Consider the following 18,134-nt stretch of genomic DNA (forward strand, 5'->3'; position numbering starts at 1 on the left):
CAGGTTCTGGCCAAGCCGGGTTCGATCAAGCCGCACAAGCACTTCACCGGCGAGATCTATGTTCTGTCGAAGGACGAAGGCGGCCGTCACACCCCGTTCTTCAACAACTACCGTCCGCAGTTCTACTTCCGTACCACGGACGTGACCGGCGCGATCGAGCTGCCGAAGGACAAGGAAATGGTCATGCCGGGCGACAACGTGTCGATCACCGTGCAACTGATCAACCCGATCGCGATGGAAGAAGGCCTGCGTTTCGCTATCCGTGAAGGCGGTCGTACCGTCGGCGCCGGCGTCGTCGCCAAGATCTTCGACTAATCGTCGGATTGCACTACCTGTAATACCCGTAGCAATTTTTATCATCGCCGGGGATGACCCCATCCCCGGTTCGTTCTTTAAAGGAAAATCATGTCGGTTCCTAGCCAAAAAATCCGTATCCGTCTGAAAGCATTCGACTATCGTCTGATCGACCAGTCCGCACTGGAAATCGTCGACACCGCCAAGCGTACCGGCGCTGTCGTCAAGGGCCCGGTTCCCCTGCCGACCCGCATCCAGCGCTTCGACGTCCTGCGTTCCCCGCACGTCAACAAGACTTCGCGCGACCAGTTCGAAATCCGTACCCATCAGCGCCTGATGGATATCGTCGATCCGACCGACAAGACGGTTGACGCATTGATGAAGCTGGACCTGCCCGCTGGCGTTGATGTAGAAATCAAGCTGCAATAAAAGCAGGCAATGTGTTGGAAAAACGCACAACCTATGGTTGTGCGTTTTTTTATTCCGGGCTATAATGCTCGGCTTCGATGTGGGTTTTGCGTCTGCAGAATCCGCAATTATTGGTAGTACGAACATCAGCCCCGCCCAATCGCAGGCGGGAATGGAGAAAACAATGAGCCTGGGCCTTGTTGGTCGCAAGGTTGGTATGATGCGCATCTTCACGGAAGATGGGGATTCGATCCCTGTGACCGTGCTGGACGTGTCCAACAACCGCGTGACACAAATCAAAACGCCTGAAGTGGATGGTTATTCCGCTGTTCAGGTGACCTTCGGTCAACGTCGCGCTTCCCGCGTGACCAAAGCCGCTGCCGGCCACTACGCCAAAGCTGGCGTTGAAGCTGGTACCGTCCTCAAAGAATTCCGTGTTGACGCCGCTAAAGCTGCCGAGTTCAAGGCAGGCGACGCCGTTGGCATCGCCCTGTTTGAAGCCGGCCAGAAGGTCGACGTGCAAGGCGTGTCGATCGGTAAGGGCTACGCCGGTACCATCAAGCGTTACAACTTCTCGTCGGGTCGTGCAACCCACGGTAACTCGCGTTCGCACAACGTTCCTGGCTCCATCGGTATGGCGCAGGATCCGGGCCGCGTGTTCCCTGGCAAGCGCATGACCGGTCACCTGGGTGACGTCACCACCACCGTGCAGAACCTGGAAATCGCTCGCGTCGACGCAGAGCGCCAGCTGCTGCTGGTCAAGGGTGCTGTTCCTGGCGCCAAGAACGGTCAAGTGATCGTTTCGCCGGCAGTCAAAGTCAAAGCGAAGAAGGGAGCCTAATCAATGGAACTGAAGCTCCTGAATGACCAAGGTCAAGCTGCTTCGAACGTCGCCGCACCGGATACCATTTTCGGCCGCGACTACAACGAAGCCCTGATCCATCAGGTCGTGGTTGCTTACCAAGCCAATGCTCGCAGCGGCAACCGCAAGCAAAAAGATCGTGAAGAAGTCAGCCACACCACCAAGAAGCCGTGGCGTCAAAAGGGTACTGGCCGCGCACGTGCCGGTATGTCCTCGTCGCCTCTGTGGCGCGGTGGTGGTCGCATTTTCCCGAACTCGCCTGACGAGAACTTCTCGCACAAGGTCAACAAGAAGATGTATCGCGCAGGCGTCTGCTCGATCCTCTCCCAGTTGGCACGCGAAGGCCGTCTGTCGGTGGTCGAGAACTTCGCCGTGGAAGCGCCGAAGACCAAGCTGCTGTCGCAAAAGCTGAAGGGCATGGGTCTGGATTCGGTGCTGGTTATTACTGACAGCCTGGACGAAAACCTGCTGCTGGCCTCCCGCAACCTGCCGGGCGTGCTGGTGGTCGAGCCGCGTCAAGCTGATCCTGTGTCGCTGGTGTTCTACAAGAACGTCCTGGTGACCAAGGCGGCGCTGGCCAAGATTGAGGAGTTGCTGGCATGAACGCAATCGTGAAACATAGCGAAGAGCGCCTGATGAAGGTGCTGCTGGCGCCGGTCATCTCTGAAAAGGCAACCTTCGTGGCCGAGAAGAACGAGCAAGTCGTCTTCCTGGTCGCCAAGGATGCAACCAAGCTGGAAGTCAAGGCTGCCGTCGAACTGCTGTTCAAGGTGGAAGTTGAGTCCGTGCAAGTGGCGAACCGCCAGGGCAAGCAAAAGCGCTCGGGCCGTACCATGGGCCGTCGCAACCACACCCGCCGCGCGTTCGTGAGCCTGAAGCCGGGCCAAGAAATCAACTTCACCGAGGAGGCTAAATAATGGCACTCGTAAAAGTTAAGCCGACCTCGCCCGGCCGGCGCGGTATGGTCAAGGTCGTCAATGCCGACCTGTACAAGGGCCGTCCGCTGGCATCGCTGGTCGAAAAGAAGTCCAAGACCGCTGGCCGCAACAACAACGGTCACATCACCACCCGCCACATCGGCGGTGGCCACAAGCAGCACTACCGCGTTGTCGACTTCCGTCGCAACAAGGACGGTATTCCTGCCAAGGTCGAGCGTATCGAATACGACCCGAACCGTACCGCGCACATCGCACTGCTGTGCTACGCGGACGGCGAGCGTAAGTACATCATCGCTCCCAAGGGCCTGACCGTGGGCGACCAGCTGATCAGCGGCTCGGAAGCGCCGATCAAGTCGGGCAACACCCTGCCGATCCGCAACATCCCCGTGGGTACCACTATCCACTGCGTGGAAATGCTGCCGGGCAAGGGCGCCCAGATCGCACGTACCGCCGGCGCCGCTGTGGTGCTGATGGCACGTGAAGGCACCTACGCCCAGGTTCGTCTGCGTTCCGGCGAAGTGCGCCGCGTTCACATCGAATGCCGCGCCACCATCGGTGAAGTCGGCAACGGCGAACACAACCTGCGCAAGATCGGCAAGGCCGGTGCGACGCGTTGGCGCGGTATCCGCCCGACCGTTCGTGGCGTGGTCATGAACCCGATCGACCACCCGCACGGTGGTGGTGAAGGCCGTACCGCAGCGGGCCGTCATCCGGTTTCGCCGTGGGGCCAGCAGACCAAGGGCAAGAAGACGCGCAGCAACAAGCGCACGACTTCGATGATTGTCTCGCGTCGCGGAAAGAAATAAGGGATAAAACATGACACGTTCATTGAAAAAAGGTCCGTTCTGCGACGCCCACCTGGTGAAAAAGGTTGAGGCTGCCCAGGCAACCAAGGACAAGAAGCCGATCAAGACCTGGTCGCGTCGTTCGACCATCATGCCGGACTTCATCGGCCTGACGATCGCGGTGCATAACGGCAAGCAGCACGTGCCGGTCTATGTGTCGGAAAACATGGTTGGTCACAAGCTCGGCGAATTCGCGCTGACCCGTACTTTCAAGGGTCACGCCGCCGATAAGAAGGCTAAGAAATAAGGTCCTATGATGGAAACTAAAGCTAACCTGCGCGGTGTGCACCTGTCGGCCCAGAAGGGTCGCCTGGTTGCAGACCTGATCCGCGGTAAAAAAGTTGATCAGGCACTGAATATCTTGGCCTTCAGCCCCAAAAAGGGCGCGGCGATCATCAAGAAGGTTCTGGAGTCCGCAATCGCGAACGCCGAGCACAATGATGGCGCTGACATTGACGAGCTGAAAGTCAAGACCATTTATGTGGAAAAGGGTGCGGTCCTGAAGCGCTTCACAGCGCGTGCAAAGGGCCGTGGTGATCGTATTTCCAAGCAATCGTGTCACATTTACGTGACCGTCGGAAACTAAGGAGTCACGATGGGACAGAAGATTCATCCAACCGGTTTCCGTCTGGCGGTTACACGTAATTGGGGTTCGCGTTGGTACGCCGGCAATAACAACTTTGCCGAAATGCTCAACGAAGACCTGAAGGTCCGTGCTTACCTGAAGAAGAAGCTGAAGAACGCTTCGGTTGGCCGCGTCGTGATCGAGCGTCCGGCCAAGAACGCCCGCATCACCATTTACAGCTCCCGTCCGGGCGTTGTGATCGGCAAGAAGGGCGAAGACATCGAAGTGCTGAAGTCGGCACTGGCCAAGCTGATGGGCGTGCCCGTGCACGTCAACATCGAAGAAATCCGCAAGCCGGAAGCCGATGCTCAGCTGATCGCCGATTCGATCTGCCAGCAGCTCGAAAAGCGCATCATGTTCCGTCGCGCCATGAAGCGTGCGATGCAGAACGCAATGCGTCTGGGCGCACAAGGCATCAAGATCATGTCGTCGGGCCGTCTGAACGGCATCGAAATCGCACGTACCGAATGGTACCGCGAAGGCCGTGTGCCCCTGCACACCCTGCGCGCCGATATCGACTACGGTTTCGGCGAAGCTGAAACCACCTACGGCATCATCGGTGTGAAGGTGTGGGTCTACAAGGGCGATCGCCTGGCAAACGGCGAATCCCCGGTGCTGGTCGGCGAGCCGGAAGACGACAAGAAGCGTCGTGGTCCGCGTCGTGACGACGGTAAGCCGGGCGCACGTCCCCGCTCCAAGACTGGCGCTCCTGGCGCCGGCGCGAAGCGTGGTGGCCGTGCTCAGGGTGCCGATGCCGGTGTGTCGGCTGAGAAAGCAGGAGAATAATCATGCTGCAACCAGCACGTAGAAAATATCGTAAAGAACAAAAAGGTCGTAACACCGGTATTTCGCACACCCGCGGTACCGCTGTGTCGTTCGGCGACTTTGGTCTGAAGGCAACCGGCCGCGGCCGTATCACCGCCCGTCAGATCGAAGCTGCTCGTCGTGCGATGACCCGTCACATCAAGCGCGGTGGCCGTATCTGGATCCGCGTGTTCCCGGACAAGCCAATTTCCCAGAAGCCTGCTGAAGTGCGTATGGGTAACGGTAAGGGTAACCCGGAGTACTACGTGGCCGAAATCCAGCCGGGTAAGGTACTGTACGAGATGGACGGTGTCGACGAAACTCTGGCGCGCGAGGCGTTCCGTTTGGCTGCCGCCAAATTGCCGCTGTCGACGACTTTCGTTGTTCGTCAAGTCGGTCAATAATTAGGAGCGGAAATGAAAGCATCTGAACTCCGCGGTAAGGACAAGGCATCGCTGGAAAAGGAACTGGGCGAGTTGTTGAAGGCCCAGTTCAGCCTGCGTATGCAAATTGCAACCCAGCAACTGAACAATACCGCACAGCTGAAGAAAGTACGTCGCGACATCGCGCGTGTGAAAACTGTGATCAACTCGAAGGGTCAACAATGAACGATCAAGTGAAACAAGCGCTCAAGCGCACGCTGATTGGCAAAGTTGTGTCCGACAAGATGGACAAGACTGTTACCGTCCTGATCGAGCGTCACGTCAAGCACCCGCTGTACGGCAAGATCATCGTGCGTACCAAGAAGTACCACGCACATGACGAGTCGAACACGGCCAAGGCCGGCGACACTGTCGAAATCCAGGAAGGCCGTCCGGTCTCCAAGACCAAAGCCTGGACTGTGACACGCGTTGTACAAGAAGCACAAATCGTATAAGTAGTAAAAAGTAGTTCTTGCGCGCTCGATATTATGCTGCCATAATATCGAGCTACTCTTTTGCTGCGCCCTGCCTGCAAAAGAGGATAAAAAAGTAGCTATTCGTCCCCTAACTAGCGAGTTCGCTTGCTAACAGGACCAAGACTGACCGGGTTTCGCATCGTGCGAATCACGGATTAAGTTGGGAAAGAAAATATCATGATTCAAACTGAAAGCCGGCTCGAAGTGGCCGACAACACTGGTGCGCGCGAAGTCCTGTGCATCAAGGTCTTGGGTGGTTCCAAGCGCCGCTATGCGGGCATTGGCGACGTGATCAAGGTTACTGTCAAGAGCGCAGCGCCGCGTGGTCGCGTCAAGAAGGGTGAAATTTATAACGCTGTCGTCGTTCGTACCGCCAAGGGCGTGCGTCGTCAGGATGGTTCGCTGGTCAAGTTCGATGGTAATGCAGCCGTCCTGCTGAACGCCAAGCTGGAGCCGATCGGCACCCGTATCTTTGGGCCGGTGACTCGTGAGCTGCGTACAGAACGCTTCATGAAGATCGTCTCCCTGGCACCTGAAGTTCTGTAAGGAGTGGTCATGGCAAAGATTCGTAAAAACGATGAAGTCATCGTGTTGACCGGCAAAGACAAGGGCAAGCGCGGCGTCGTGGCTGCTCGCGTCAGCGCCGATTACGTCATTGTGGAAGGCGTCAACGTCGCTAAGAAGGCGACTCGCCCGAACCCGATGACTGGTGCAACTGGCGGCATCGTCGATAAGCTGATGCCAATTCATGTGTCGAACGTTGCGTTGTTCAACGCAGCTTCCGGCAAGGCAGATCGTGTGGCTTACAAGGAAGTGGACGGCAAGAAAGTCCGCGCCTACAAGTCCAACGGCGAAGTCGTTAAGGTTTAAACATCATGGCACGTCTTCAACAGTTCTATAAAGATAAAGTCGTTGCTGACTTGACTTCGAAGTATTCGTACAAGTCGGTAATGGAAGTTCCGCGCATCCTGAAGATCACCCTGAACATGGGTCTGTCGGAAGCGGTTGCGGACAAGAAAATCATCGAGCACGCAGTGGGCGATCTGACCAAGATCGCCGGCCAGAAGCCGGTGGTGACCAAGGCGCGTAAGGCGATCGCGGGTTTCAAGATCCGTGAAGGTTACCCGATCGGTTGCATGGTGACCCTGCGTGGCGCGCGCATGTACGAATTCCTGGATCGTCTGATCACCGTGGCCCTGCCGCGCGTGCGTGACTTCCGTGGCGTGTCGGGTCGTGCGTTCGACGGTCGTGGCAACTACAACATCGGCGTGAAAGAGCAGATCATTTTCCCCGAAATCGAGTACGACAAGATCGATGCGCTGCGTGGCATGAACATCAGCATCACCACGACTGCAAAGACCGACGACGAAGCGAAAGCGCTCCTCGCCGCATTTAAATTCCCGTTCAGAAACTGAGGATGCCATGGCAAAACTGGCACTGATTAACCGTGAACAAAAGCGCGCAGCAATGGTGAAGAAGTACGCCGCCAAGCGCGCCGAGTTGAAGGCTGTTATCGACGACCAATCGAAGTCGGATGAAGAACGTTACGAAGCGCGCCTGAAGCTGCAAGCGCTGCCCCGTAACTCGGCTCCGACCCGTCAGCGCAACCGTTGCGCATTGACTGGCCGTCCCCGTGGTACTTTCCGCAAGTTCGGATTGGGCCGTATCAAGGTCCGTGAAATCGCCATGCGCGGCGAAATCCCGGGTTTGACCAAAGCTAGCTGGTAATAGGAGAAGAAGCAATGAGTATGAGCGATCCTATCGCCGATATGCTGACCCGTATCCGCAATGCGCAAGGCGTGAACAAGACCACCGTCGTCATGCCGTCTTCCAAAGTGAAGGTTGCCATTGCCAACGTCCTGAAGGACGAGGGCTATATCGAAGATTTCGCCGTCGTTGCCGCTGAAGGCAAGGCCGAGTTGAAAATTGGTTTGAAGTATTACGCTGGCCGTCCGGTCATCGAGCGCCTGGAGCGCGTGTCCCGTCCGGGCCTGCGCATCTACAAGGGCAAGGATGAAATCCCGAACGTCATGAACGGTCTGGGCGTGGCGATTGTGTCCACCCCGCGCGGCGTGATGACTGACCGCAAAGCACGCGCAACCGGTGTCGGTGGCGAAGTGATTTGCTACGTGGCCTAAGGAGTGCAAGATGTCTCGTGTAGGTAAAATGCCTGTTGCACTGCCGAATGGCGCGGAAGCGACCATCACTGCAGCGCAGATCACCGTCAAGGGCCCGCTGGGTTCGTTGACGCAGCCGCTGACCAACAAGGTCAAGGTGGCAAACAACAATGGCTCGCTGACCTTCGAAGTGGCTGACGACAGCCGCGAAGCGAATGCGATGTCGGGCACCCTGCGTGCCCTGGTCAACAACATGGTCAACGGCGTCACCAAGGGCTTCGAAAAGAAGCTGACGCTGGTTGGCGTGGGTTTCCGTGCACAAGCACAAGGCGACAAGCTGAACCTGTCGCTGGGCTTCTCGCACCCCATCGTTCACCAGATGCCCGCCGGCATCAAGTGCGAAACCCCGACTCAGACCGAAATCCTGATCAAGGGTATCGATCGCCAGGTGGTTGGTCAGGTCGCCGCTGAAATTCGCGCGTACCGCGAACCCGAGCCCTATAAGGGCAAGGGTGTTCGCTACGCTGACGAAGTGGTGACTCTCAAAGAAACCAAGAAGAAGTAATAGGGGTTGATGATGGATAAGAAACAATCTCGTCTGCGCCGCGCGACGCAAACTCGCGCCAAGATCGCAGAACTGAAGGTCAATCGTCTGGCCGTGCATCGTACCAACACGCACATCTACGCCAGCGTGATCGGCCCCGATGCGAACGTGCTGGCTTCGGCCTCCACCCTGGAAGCGGAAGTCCGCGCCCAGCTGGCTGGCCAGTCCGGCAAGGGCGGCAACGCCGCTGCCGCAGCACTGATCGGCAAGCGCGTTGCGGAAAAGGCCCTGAAGGCTGGTGTGACTGAAGTCGCATTCGACCGCTCGGGTTTCCGTTATCACGGTCGCGTCAAAGCGCTGGCTGAAGCTGCGCGTGAAGCCGGCCTGAAGTTCTAAGGATAATCATCATGGCAAAAATGCAATCGAAAACGCAAAGCGACAAGCCTGATGACGGCATGCGCGAGAAGATGATCGCGGTCAACCGCGTCACCAAAGTGGTGAAGGGCGGCCGTATCATGGGTTTCGCTGCGCTGGCAGTGGTCGGTGACGGCGATGGCCGTATCGGCATGGGCAAGGGCAAGTCGAAGGAAGTGCCGGTCGCCGTGCAGAAGGCAATGGAAGAAGCCCGTCGCAAGATGATCAAGGTCACCTTGAAGAACGGCACCCTGCAGCACACCGTCAACGGCAAGCACGGCGCCTCGTCGGTGCTGATGTCGCCGGCCAAGGACGGTACCGGCGTTATCGCCGGCGGCCCGATGCGGGCGATCTTCGAAGTGATGGGCGTGACCAACGTGGTGGCCAAGTCGACCGGTTCGACCAACCCCTACAACATGGTCCGTGCCACCCTCGACGGTCTGTCGAAGATGAACACTCCGGCTGAAGTTGCTGCCAAGCGCGGCAAGTCGGTCGAAGAAATCCTGGGCTAAGGTGATTCAGATGGCTAACACAATCAAAGTCAAGCTGGTCAAGGGTCTGATCGGTACTCGTCAGGATCACCGCGCAACCGTGCGCGGTCTGGGTCTGCGTCGCGTCAACTCGGTTTCCGAGCTGCAAGACACCCCGTCGGTGCGCGGCATGATCAACAAAGTGTCCTATCTTGTGAAAGTTGTTTCGTAAGCGAGAGCTTGCGAACGGAGCGAATCATGGAATTAAACACAATCCAACCCGCAGAAGGCGCGAAGCACGCTAAGCGTCGCGTCGGTCGTGGCATCGGTTCCGGTCTGGGTAAGACCGCCGGCCGCGGTCACAAGGGTCAGAAGTCGCGTTCGGGCGGTTTCCACAAGGTCGGCTTCGAAGGCGGCCAGATGCCCCTGCAACGTCGTCTGCCCAAGCGCGGCTTCAAGTCGCTGGCAACGCCGTTCAAGGCTGAAGTGCGCCTGTCGGACCTGGAAAAGCTGCCCGTCGCCGAGATCGACGTGCTGGCACTGAAGCAAGCCGGCCTGGTGTCGGAACTGGCTCGTGTCGTGCGCATCATCAAGGCTGGCGAGCTGACCAAGAAGGTGACCGTCAAGGGCCTGATCGCAACCAAGGGTGCCAAGGCTGCAATCGAAGCCGCTGGCGGTTCCGTCGGCGAGTGATCCGGGCTCGGAGCATTAATTGGCAACTACTCCTCAATTAGCGAAAGGCGCCGCAAAAGGCTTCCCATGGGGCCGTTTGTGGTTCCTGCTGGGAGCGTTGGTCGTCTATCGCATCGGTGCGCATATCCCGGTTCCGGGTATCGATCCGACGCAGCTGGCTCAATTGTTCAAGCAAAACCAGGGCGGCATCCTGGGCATGTTCAACATGTTCTCCGGTGGTGCTCTGTCGCGTTTCACGATCTTTGCGCTGGGGATCATGCCGTACATTTCGGCATCGATCATCATGCAACTGCTGTCGGTGGTTTCGCCGCAGTTGGAAGCGCTGAAGAAAGAGGGTGAGGCCGGCCGTCGCAAGATCACGCAGTACACGCGTTATGGCACCCTGGTGCTGGCGACGTTCCAGGCGCTGGGCATTGCGGTGGCATTGGAATCGCAAGCCGGCCTGGTGCTGGATCCGGGTCTGGCGTTCCGCCTGACCACGGTGGTGACGCTGGTGACCGGCACGATGTTCCTGATGTGGCTGGGTGAGCAGATTACCGAGCGTGGTCTGGGCAACGGCATCTCGATCATCATCTTCGCCGGTATCGCGGCAGGCCTGCCGAATGCGTTGGGCGGTTTGTTCGAGCTGGTGCGCACGGGTTCGATGAGCGCGTTGTCGGCGATCCTGATTTGCGTGATCGTGGCGCTGGTGACCTTCCTGGTGGTGTTCATTGAACGCGGCCAGCGCAAGATCCTGGTGAACTACGCCAAGCGTCAGGTCGGCAACAAGATCTACGGCGGCCAAAGCAGCCACTTGCCGCTGAAGCTGAACATGGCAGGCGTGATTCCGCCGATCTTCGCATCGTCGATCATCCTGTTCCCGGCGACGATCACGAGCTGGTTCACGTCGGGCGACACGTCCAATCCCTTCATTCGTTTTCTGAAGGATTTGGCAGCGTCGATGGCGCCGGGCGAGCCGATCCATGCGCTGTTGTATGCGATCGCAATTGTGTTCTTCTGCTTTTTCTATACCGCGCTGGTGTTCAACAGCAAGGAAACGGCAGATAACCTGAAGAAGAGTGGTGCATTTGTTCCGGGTATCCGCCCGGGTGACCAGACGGCGCGTTATATCGACAAGATCCTGATGCGTCTGACACTGGCTGGTGCGGTCTATATCACACTGGTCTGCCTGTTGCCCGAGTTCCTGATCGCCCGCTGGAAGGTGCCGTTCTACTTCGGTGGCACATCGCTCTTGATCATCGTGGTCGTGACGATGGATTTCATGGCCCAGGTGCAGAATTATGTAATGTCGCAGCAGTATGAATCGTTGCTCCGCAAGGCTAATTTCAAAGGCGGCATGACCCCGCGCTAAGCGGACCGGTCCCCAGTGAAAGAAGAAAACGGGAATGGCAAAAGACGACGTTATTCAGATGCAGGGCGAGATTCTTGAAAATCTCCCCAACGCGACATTCAGGGTTAAGTTGGAAAACGGTCACGTTGTACTCGGCCATATTTCCGGGAAGATGCGGATGAACTATATCCGCATCCTGCCAGGCGATAAGGTAACGGTGGAACTGACGCCTTACGATTTGAGCCGGGCACGTATCGTGTTCCGAACCAAGTAACAGTGAAACATTGAAAGAAAGAGGGCCACAATGAAAGTGCTCGCATCAGTCAAGCGGATCTGCCGCAACTGCAAAATCATCAAGCGCAATGGCATCGTTCGCGTGATCTGCACCGAACCCCGCCATAAGCAGCGCCAGGGTTAATTTAACGTTATTGATCGAGGAATAACGAATGGCACGTATTGCAGGGGTCAACATCCCCAACCATCAGCACACCGTGATCGGCCTGACCGCCATCTATGGTATTGGCCGTCCGCGCGCAGAAGACATCTGTGCCGCAACCGGCGTTCCGACCAACAAGAAGGTCAAGGACCTGGACGATAACGAGCTGGAAAAGCTGCGTGACGAAATCGCCAAGTTCGTCGTGGAAGGCGACCTGCGCCGCGAACTGTCCATGAACATCAAGCGTTTGATGGACCTGGGCTGCTACCGTGGCCTGCGTCACCGTCGTGGTCTGCCGGTGCGTGGCCAACGTACCCGCACCAACGCCCGTACTCGCAAGGGTCCGCGCAAGGCCGCTCAATCGCTGAAGAAATAATCCCGGCAGGCGCTAGTCACTGGTCGGATTCAAGGAAATCATTATGGCAAAGTCCCCCAACAACGCAGCAGCATCGCGTGTTCGTAAGAAAGTAAAGAAGAACGTTGCTGAAGGTATCGCACACGTTCACGCTTCGTTCAACAACACCATCATCACGATCACCGACCGTCAGGGCAACGCCCTGTCGTGGGCGACTTCGGGTGGTGCTGGCTTCAAGGGTTCGCGCAAGTCGACTCCGTTCGCTGCCCAGGTCGCTGCTGAAACAGCCGGCAAGGTCGCGATCGAATGCGGCATCAAGAACCTGGAAGTGCGTATCAAGGGCCCGGGCCCTGGCCGTGAATCCGCAGTGCGCGCTCTGAACAACCTGGGCATCAAGATCACCCAGATCCAGGACGTGACTCCGGTTCCGCACAACGGTTGCCGTCCGCCGAAGCGCCGTCGCATCTAAGTTGTAGTATAATCTTGCGCTTTTGCGGGATTTGGCTGAAAAGTCACCCCGCAAAGCGCTGGAAACCACCCGCCAATGACCTTGGCGGGTTTTGTTCTTAAGACCACTGTCTGGCTGCAAGCAGGTCAGACTAGCGTCCGGCCGTAAGGGACGTCATTTAAACAAAGGAAATACTGTGGCACGTTATATCGGACCCAAAGCAAAACTCTCCCGCCGCGAAGGCACCGACCTGTTCCTGAAGAGCGCACGCCGCTCGCTGGATTCCAAGTGCAAGCTGGACTCCAAGCCGGGCCAGCACGGCCGCACTTCGGGCGCCCGCACCTCCGACTACGGCAACCAGCTGCGCGAAAAGCAGAAGGTCAAGCGCATGTACGGCGTCCTCGAACGCCAGTTCCGCCGCTACTTCGCTGAAGCCGACCGCCGCAAGGGCAACACCGGCGAAAACCTGCTGAAGCTGCTGGAATCGCGCCTGGACAACGTCGTCTACCGCATGGGCTTCGGCTCGACCCGCGCTGAAGCGCGCCAGCTGGTTTCGCACAAGGCGCTGACCGTCAACGGTATCGTGGTCAACATCGCTTCCTACTCGGTCAAGGCCGGTGACGTCGTCGCCGTGCGCGAAAAGGCCAAGAAGCAAGTGCGTATCGCTGAAGCCCTGTCGCTGGCTGAGCAATCCGGTTTCCCGTCGTGGGTTGCCGTCGATGCCAAGAAGTTCGAAGGCACCTTCAAGTCGTCCCCGGACCGCGGCGAGATCGCCAACGACGTCAACGAATCGCTGATCGTCGAACTGTATTCGCGTTAATCCGCAAAGTAGCAAGTATCACCCGTGCCCACCTTCCTGGTGGGCATTTTTCCGAAAGCCATCAGCCTTATCGGTGTAACGAGCCGAGGGTATTGAAAAGGACATTTCATGCAAAGCAATAGCTTGTTGAAGCCCCGTATCATCGAAGTCGAAGCCATCGCTCCCGGTCACGCCAAGGTCGTGATGGAGCCGTTCGAACGCGGTTATGGCCACACCCTGGGCAACGCGCTGCGCCGCGTGCTGCTGTCGACCATGACCGGCTACGCGCCGACCGAAGTCACCATCGCCGGCGTCGTGCACGAGTACTCGTCGCTGGACGGCGTGCAGGAAGACGTCGTCGACATCCTGCTGAACCTGAAGGGCGTGGTCTTCAAGCTGCACAACCGCGACGAAGTCACCCTGACCCTGAAGAAGGAAGGCGAAGGCGTCGTCCTGGCATCCGATATCGATCTGCCGCACGACGTGGAATTGATCAACCCGGATCACGTGATCGCCAACCTGACCGGTGGCGGCAAGCTGGACATGCAGATCAAGGTCGAAAAGGGCCGCGGCTATGTGCCGGGCAACGTCCGCCGCCTGTCGGAAGACACCAACAAGACCATCGGCCGCATCATCCTGGACGCTTCGTTCTCGCCCGTGCGCCGTGTTTCCTACGCTGTCGAATCGGCACGCGTGGAACAGCGTACCGACCTGGACAAGCTGGTCATGAACATCGAGACCAACGGCGTCATCACCCCGGAAGAAGCGATCCGCCAATCGGCCCGCGTGCTGGTTGACCAGCTGAACGTGTTCGCCGCCCTGGAAGGCACCGAAGCGACTGCGGAAGCACCGTCGCGCGCACCGCAGGTCGATCCGATCCTGCTGCGTCCGGTGGACGACCTGGAGCTGACCGTGCGTTCGGCAAACTGCCTGAAGGCCGAGAACATCTACTACATCGGCGACCTGATCCAGCGCAGCGAAAACGAACTGCTGAAGACCCCGAACCTGGGCCGCAAGTCGTTGAACGAAATCAAGGAAGTCCTGGCTTCGCGCGGCCTGACCCTGGGCATGAAGCTGGAAAACTGGCCGCCCGCCGGCCTGGAGAAGTAATTTTTGCCATGTGGCCGGTGAGGATGAAGGTCCCGCCGGCCATATTGGCAAGAACGCAGTAGCAATGTTGTCAAGCAGTCTTATTTAATTGTCATAACCGGTCCGCGTTCGAGTGAGCCAAGCGAACTCAACGATCGAAGAACTGGATTAAAACTAACCTGAAAGGAAATCACCATGCGTCACCGTCACGGTCTCCGCAAACTGAATCGTACTTCGTCCCACCGCCTGGCCATGTTGCGCAACATGACCGTTTCGCTGCTCAAGCACGAAGCCATCAAGACCACCCTGCCGAAGGCCAAGGAACTGCGCCGCGTCGTCGAGCCGATCCTGACCCTGGGCAAGACCGACACCCTGGCCAACAAGCGCCTGGCATTCAACCGCCTGCGCGACCGCGAAATCGTCGGCAAGCTGTTCTCCGAACTGGGCCCGCGCTACGCTACCCGCAACGGCGGCTACCTGCGCATCCTGAAGATGGGTTTCCGTCAAGGCGACAACGCTCCGATGGCATTCGTCGAACTGGTTGACCGTCCGGAAGTCAGCGACGATGCAGAAGTGCAGACTGCCGAATAATTTCGGTTGTCACCAAGAAAAAGCCAGGCATTGCCTGGCTTTTTTGTTTTTCGGCGCGGGTAAAGCAGTACGCTTGCGCATCGAATGCCTGCCTCGGATGCCTGCCGTGTGCAGATGTGGTTGAATAAGGGATTGTCTCTTCTTCATATGCAGCGCCATGCCCCGCCATCATCGGCCGCGCATGGCAAAGGACACCAGACATGACATCATCCCAATTGAACCAGCCGCTGCTGGTGCTGACCAATGTACCTGAACAGGAGTTGGCGCAATCCCTGGCGCGCACGCTGGTGGACGAGGGGCTGGCCGCCTGCGTGAACATCCTGGCGCCGGTGGCGTCGGTGTATCGCTGGCAGGGCAAGGTGGAGCATGCCAGCGAAATCCCGTTGCTGATCAAGACTACGCAGGCGCGCTACGCAGAGGTGGAGCAGGCGATCTGCCGCGCCCATCCTTACGATGTGCCGGAGATCGTCGCGCTGCCGGTGGCGGCAGGTTTGCCTGCCTACCTCCAGTGGATGCGGGAAGAGACCGGCAAGCCCCTGAGCACCTGATGTGAAGAACCGAAACTGAGCCGCATGAACAACATCAAGAACCGCATTTCCCGCGGCGCGCAGCGCCTGCTGACGAACCTCCTTTGCCTGCTGCCGCTGGCCGCCTTGCTGGCGCTGCAGCCGGCGCGCGCGGCCGACGACTACCTGCCGCCGGAACAGGCCTTCCAGCTCAGCGCGCGCATGCTGGACGCCGCTACGCTGGAACTGAGCTACCGCATCGCCGACGGCTACTACATGTACCGCGACCGCTTCCATTTCAGCGCGCAGGGAGCGACGCTGGGCGAGCCGCAGTTCCCGCATGGCGTGACCAAGTACGACGAGAATTTCCAGAAGGAAGTGGAGACCTACCACAAGGAAGTTGTAGCGCGGATTCCGGTGTCGGACGCAGCCGGCCCGTTCACCATCGATGCGGTATCGCAGGGCTGCGCCGACAAGGGACTGTGCTATCCGCCGATGACGCTGAAACTGAACCTGTCGCCGCAGGCGATCGGCGCCGTGGTGCGCGCCGGCAGCAATAGCGATGCCGCGGCGCCGGCCGGCACCGCCGATGTCGACGGCATTGCCGCCGTGCTCAAGGGCGGCAAGCTGTGGAGCATCCTCTCGCTGTTCTTCATCCTCGGCATCGGGCTATCGTTCACGCCTTGCGTGCTGCCGATGGTGCCCATCCTGTCTTCCATCATCGTCGGCCAGCAAGGCGCGGCGACCGGCCAGGGGCGCGCCCGCAGCTTCCTGCTGTCGGTCGACTACGCGCTCGGCATGGCGCTGGTCTATACGGCGCTGGGCGTGGCGGCCGGCATGCTGGGCGAAGGCTTGTCGGCTTACTTGCAGAACCAGTGGGTCCTGGGCGCCTTCGCGCTGCTGATGGCGGGGCTGGCCCTGTCCATGTTCGATGTCTATCAATTGCAGGTGCCGGCTGCGCTGCAATCCAAACTGTCGGACGCTTCCGGCGGCGGCAGCGGCAAGTGGGTCGGCGTATTCCTGATGGGCGCGATTTCCGCATTGATCGTCGGCCCTTGCGTGGCCGCTCCGCTGGCCGGCGCGCTGCTGTACATCAGCCAGACCGGCAACCTGGTGCTGGGCGGCAGCGCGTTGTTCGCCATGGCGTTGGGCATGAGCGTGCCGCTGCTGCTGATCGGCGCCTCGGCCGGCGCCTTGCTGCCGCGCGCCGGCGCCTGGATGGACGCGGTCAAGCGCTTCTTCGGCGTGCTGATGCTGGGCACCGCGTTGTGGATGGTGTCGCCGGTGATTCCAGCCTGGCTGCAGGTGGCCGGATGGGCGGCGCTCGGGATCGGCTATGGCGCCTACCTGCTGTGGTCGCGTCCGGCCGGCTGGCTGGCGCGCGCCTTTGGCCTGGTATTTGCCGCGCTGGGATTGCTGCAGCTGGTCAGCGTCGCCACCGGCGGGCGCGATCCGCTGGCGCCGTTGGCGCACTTGTCGGCGCCGGGCCGGGCGGGCGAGCAGGCCGAATTCGTCCGGGTGCGCTCGTCGGCCGAGCTGGATGCCGCGCTGGCGCAGAATGCCAGGGGCGAGCGCCGGCCGGTGATGCTGGATTTCTATGCCGACTGGTGCGTTTCCTGCAAGGAAATGGAGCGCTTCACCTTCACCGACGCGCGCGTGAAGGAACGGTTCAGCCAGATGCTGCTGCTGCAGATCGACGTCACCGCCAACAATGCGGACGACCGCGCCATGCTCAAGCGTTTCAAGCTGTTCGGGCCGCCGGGCATCATGTTCTTCAGTGGCGACGGCAGGGAGCAGGCCGACAAGCGCGTGATCGGCTATCAGGACGCCGACCGTTTCCTCTCGGTATTGCAAAGCTTGTGAGGCACAGGGAGTGCCGGAACGGGAACTGATCATTGCCGTGCGTTATTTGGTTACGCCTTAATAATTGTTGGATGAAGCCCCGGGGCAAGTTATAGTCTTCGTTCCCCTTTCTTCTCACCCTCGAACAAGGAGACCGTTATGACACTGCGTCTGGGCGACACCGCGCCGGATTTCGAGCAAGAATCCTCGATCGGCAAAATCAAATTCCACGACTGGGCGGGCGATTCCTGGGTCGTGCTGTTCTCCCACCCGGCCGATTTCACGCCGGTCTGCACCACCGAACTGGGCCTGACCGCCAAGCTCAAGCCGGAGTTCGACAAGCGCAACGTCAAGGCCATCGCGCTGTCGGTGGACGGCGCCGAGGCCCACAACCAGTGGATCAAGGACATCGAGGAAACCCAGCAGACCGTGGTCGGCTTCCCCATCGTGGCCGACGTCGACAAGAAGGTCGCCGGCCTGTACGACATGATCCACCCGAACCAGTCCGAGACCGCCACCGTGCGCTCGCTGTTCGTGATCGACCCGAAGAAGAAGGTGCGCCTGATCATCACCTACCCGATGAGCACCGGCCGCAACTTCGACGAAGTGCTGCGCGTGATCGACGCCCTGCAGCTGACCGACGGCTACACCGTGGCCACCCCGGGCAACTGGAAGGACGGCGACGACGTGATCATCCCGCTGACGGTCAAGGATGAGGAAGTGATCAAGCAGAAGTACCCGAAGGGCTACAAGGCGCCGCGTCCGTACCTGCGCATCACGCCGCAGCCGAACAAGTAAGAGTAAAGGCGTACGCAATCGCCATAAA

32 protein-coding genes and 1 pseudogene are annotated in these 18,134 nt (G+C 59.1%); all 33 read left to right on the forward strand.

Annotation, left to right across the window (positions count from 1 at the left end):
- Positions 1-315, forward strand: a pseudogene (gene tuf, locus J7548_RS19295) (elongation factor Tu); the annotation flags it as partial.
- A 90-nt stretch (positions 316-405) separates the two neighbouring features.
- Positions 406-723 (forward strand): 30S ribosomal protein S10, encoded by a 318-nt coding sequence (gene rpsJ / locus J7548_RS19300; RefSeq protein ID WP_006464935.1) that lies wholly within the window; start codon positions 406-408, stop codon positions 721-723.
- Between the two features lie 163 nt (positions 724-886).
- Positions 887-1,543 (forward strand): 50S ribosomal protein L3, encoded by a 657-nt coding sequence (gene rplC / locus J7548_RS19305; protein ID WP_290977938.1) that lies wholly within the window; start codon positions 887-889, stop codon positions 1,541-1,543.
- Between the two features lie 3 nt (positions 1,544-1,546).
- The gene (gene rplD, locus J7548_RS19310) at positions 1,547-2,167 is read left to right on the forward strand and encodes a 50S ribosomal protein L4 (protein WP_290977819.1); all 621 of its coding nucleotides are present in this window, start codon (positions 1,547-1,549) and stop codon (positions 2,165-2,167) included.
- On the forward strand, positions 2,164-2,481 hold the full coding sequence (gene rplW / locus J7548_RS19315; protein WP_290977820.1) for a 50S ribosomal protein L23: 318 nt from the start codon (positions 2,164-2,166) through the stop codon (positions 2,479-2,481). Before rplD ends, rplW begins: the two co-directional genes overlap by 4 nt.
- Positions 2,481-3,308, forward strand: a complete 828-nt coding sequence (gene rplB / locus J7548_RS19320) for a 50S ribosomal protein L2 (RefSeq protein ID WP_290977821.1) — start codon at positions 2,481-2,483, stop codon at positions 3,306-3,308. Before rplW ends, rplB begins: the two co-directional genes overlap by 1 nt.
- Before the next feature lie 10 nt (positions 3,309-3,318).
- Positions 3,319-3,594 carry a 30S ribosomal protein S19 gene (rpsS, locus tag J7548_RS19325; RefSeq protein WP_007875308.1) on the forward strand — a complete coding sequence of 92 codons (276 nt, stop codon included), beginning with the start codon at positions 3,319-3,321 and terminating at the stop codon, positions 3,592-3,594.
- Positions 3,595-3,600: 6 nt separating this feature from the next.
- Positions 3,601-3,933: a 50S ribosomal protein L22 gene (gene rplV / locus J7548_RS19330; RefSeq protein WP_175354815.1), complete on the forward strand. Its 333-nt coding sequence runs from the start codon at positions 3,601-3,603 to the stop codon at positions 3,931-3,933.
- 9 nt (positions 3,934-3,942) lie between these two features.
- Positions 3,943-4,758, forward strand: coding sequence for a 30S ribosomal protein S3 (gene rpsC / locus J7548_RS19335; protein ID WP_290977827.1), 816 nt, complete (start codon positions 3,943-3,945; stop codon positions 4,756-4,758).
- A 2-nt stretch (positions 4,759-4,760) separates the two neighbouring features.
- Positions 4,761-5,180, forward strand: a complete 420-nt coding sequence (rplP, locus tag J7548_RS19340; protein WP_290977829.1) for a 50S ribosomal protein L16 — start codon at positions 4,761-4,763, stop codon at positions 5,178-5,180.
- A 12-nt stretch (positions 5,181-5,192) separates the two neighbouring features.
- The gene (gene rpmC / locus J7548_RS19345) at positions 5,193-5,384 is read left to right on the forward strand and encodes a 50S ribosomal protein L29 (protein ID WP_290977831.1); all 192 of its coding nucleotides are present in this window, start codon (positions 5,193-5,195) and stop codon (positions 5,382-5,384) included.
- Positions 5,381-5,653: a 30S ribosomal protein S17 gene (rpsQ, locus tag J7548_RS19350; protein WP_141917789.1), complete on the forward strand. Its 273-nt coding sequence runs from the start codon at positions 5,381-5,383 to the stop codon at positions 5,651-5,653. Before rpmC ends, rpsQ begins: the two co-directional genes overlap by 4 nt.
- A 198-nt stretch (positions 5,654-5,851) precedes the next feature.
- A complete protein-coding gene (gene rplN / locus J7548_RS19355) occupies positions 5,852-6,220 on the forward strand; it encodes a 50S ribosomal protein L14 (protein ID WP_006464924.1) in 369 nt (122 codons plus the stop codon).
- Positions 6,221-6,229: 9 nt separating this feature from the next.
- Positions 6,230-6,544, forward strand: a complete 315-nt coding sequence (gene rplX, locus J7548_RS19360; RefSeq protein ID WP_290977837.1) for a 50S ribosomal protein L24 — start codon at positions 6,230-6,232, stop codon at positions 6,542-6,544.
- Between the two features lie 5 nt (positions 6,545-6,549).
- On the forward strand, positions 6,550-7,089 hold the full coding sequence (gene rplE, locus J7548_RS19365; RefSeq protein WP_290977839.1) for a 50S ribosomal protein L5: 540 nt from the start codon (positions 6,550-6,552) through the stop codon (positions 7,087-7,089).
- A 7-nt stretch (positions 7,090-7,096) separates the two neighbouring features.
- On the forward strand, positions 7,097-7,402 hold the full coding sequence (rpsN, locus tag J7548_RS19370) for a 30S ribosomal protein S14 (protein ID WP_290977841.1): 306 nt from the start codon (positions 7,097-7,099) through the stop codon (positions 7,400-7,402).
- Between the two features lie 14 nt (positions 7,403-7,416).
- Positions 7,417-7,812, forward strand: coding sequence for a 30S ribosomal protein S8 (gene rpsH / locus J7548_RS19375; RefSeq protein ID WP_290977843.1), 396 nt, complete (start codon positions 7,417-7,419; stop codon positions 7,810-7,812).
- Between the two features lie 10 nt (positions 7,813-7,822).
- Positions 7,823-8,356, forward strand: coding sequence for a 50S ribosomal protein L6 (rplF, locus tag J7548_RS19380; RefSeq protein ID WP_290977846.1), 534 nt, complete (start codon positions 7,823-7,825; stop codon positions 8,354-8,356).
- Between the two features lie 12 nt (positions 8,357-8,368).
- Positions 8,369-8,731 carry a 50S ribosomal protein L18 gene (rplR, locus tag J7548_RS19385; protein ID WP_050469965.1) on the forward strand — a complete coding sequence of 121 codons (363 nt, stop codon included), beginning with the start codon at positions 8,369-8,371 and terminating at the stop codon, positions 8,729-8,731.
- Positions 8,732-8,742: 11 nt separating this feature from the next.
- A complete protein-coding gene (rpsE, locus tag J7548_RS19390) occupies positions 8,743-9,261 on the forward strand; it encodes a 30S ribosomal protein S5 (protein WP_290977848.1) in 519 nt (172 codons plus the stop codon).
- Positions 9,262-9,271: 10 nt separating this feature from the next.
- Complete coding sequence (gene rpmD / locus J7548_RS19395; protein ID WP_057289740.1) at positions 9,272-9,451, forward strand: 50S ribosomal protein L30; 180 nt, start codon at positions 9,272-9,274, stop codon at positions 9,449-9,451.
- 26 nt (positions 9,452-9,477) lie between these two features.
- Entirely contained in the window at positions 9,478-9,912 is a 435-nt protein-coding gene (gene rplO / locus J7548_RS19400) for a 50S ribosomal protein L15 (RefSeq protein ID WP_290977852.1), read from the forward strand.
- Positions 9,913-9,931: 19 nt separating this feature from the next.
- Positions 9,932-11,263, forward strand: coding sequence for a preprotein translocase subunit SecY (gene secY, locus J7548_RS19405; RefSeq protein ID WP_290977854.1), 1,332 nt, complete (start codon positions 9,932-9,934; stop codon positions 11,261-11,263).
- A 34-nt stretch (positions 11,264-11,297) separates the two neighbouring features.
- Positions 11,298-11,516, forward strand: a complete 219-nt coding sequence (infA, locus tag J7548_RS19410) for a translation initiation factor IF-1 (RefSeq protein ID WP_005663428.1) — start codon at positions 11,298-11,300, stop codon at positions 11,514-11,516.
- A 30-nt stretch (positions 11,517-11,546) separates the two neighbouring features.
- A complete protein-coding gene (rpmJ, locus tag J7548_RS19415) occupies positions 11,547-11,660 on the forward strand; it encodes a 50S ribosomal protein L36 (RefSeq protein WP_013232189.1) in 114 nt (37 codons plus the stop codon).
- 28 nt (positions 11,661-11,688) lie between these two features.
- Positions 11,689-12,054 (forward strand): 30S ribosomal protein S13, encoded by a 366-nt coding sequence (gene rpsM, locus J7548_RS19420; protein ID WP_196872240.1) that lies wholly within the window; start codon positions 11,689-11,691, stop codon positions 12,052-12,054.
- Between the two features lie 43 nt (positions 12,055-12,097).
- Complete coding sequence (gene rpsK, locus J7548_RS19425; RefSeq protein ID WP_050469922.1) at positions 12,098-12,502, forward strand: 30S ribosomal protein S11; 405 nt, start codon at positions 12,098-12,100, stop codon at positions 12,500-12,502.
- 175 nt (positions 12,503-12,677) lie between these two features.
- The gene (gene rpsD, locus J7548_RS19430) at positions 12,678-13,301 is read left to right on the forward strand and encodes a 30S ribosomal protein S4 (RefSeq protein ID WP_290977862.1); all 624 of its coding nucleotides are present in this window, start codon (positions 12,678-12,680) and stop codon (positions 13,299-13,301) included.
- Positions 13,302-13,409: 108 nt separating this feature from the next.
- Positions 13,410-14,390, forward strand: a complete 981-nt coding sequence (gene rpoA, locus J7548_RS19435; protein ID WP_290977864.1) for a DNA-directed RNA polymerase subunit alpha — start codon at positions 13,410-13,412, stop codon at positions 14,388-14,390.
- A gap of 174 nt (positions 14,391-14,564) precedes the next feature.
- Positions 14,565-14,960, forward strand: coding sequence for a 50S ribosomal protein L17 (gene rplQ, locus J7548_RS19440; protein WP_290977866.1), 396 nt, complete (start codon positions 14,565-14,567; stop codon positions 14,958-14,960).
- Between the two features lie 200 nt (positions 14,961-15,160).
- Entirely contained in the window at positions 15,161-15,508 is a 348-nt protein-coding gene (gene cutA, locus J7548_RS19445; RefSeq protein ID WP_290977868.1) for a divalent-cation tolerance protein CutA, read from the forward strand.
- Positions 15,509-15,532: 24 nt separating this feature from the next.
- Positions 15,533-17,329 carry a protein-disulfide reductase DsbD gene (gene dsbD, locus J7548_RS19450; protein WP_290977870.1) on the forward strand — a complete coding sequence of 599 codons (1,797 nt, stop codon included), beginning with the start codon at positions 15,533-15,535 and terminating at the stop codon, positions 17,327-17,329.
- Between the two features lie 138 nt (positions 17,330-17,467).
- On the forward strand, positions 17,468-18,106 hold the full coding sequence (locus J7548_RS19455) for a peroxiredoxin (RefSeq protein WP_044528189.1): 639 nt from the start codon (positions 17,468-17,470) through the stop codon (positions 18,104-18,106).
- The last annotated feature ends 28 nt before the right edge of the window (positions 18,107-18,134 follow it).

It is taken from the genome of Herbaspirillum sp. (assembly GCF_017744395.1).
Classification (GTDB): domain Bacteria; phylum Pseudomonadota; class Gammaproteobacteria; order Burkholderiales; family Burkholderiaceae_D; genus Herbaspirillum.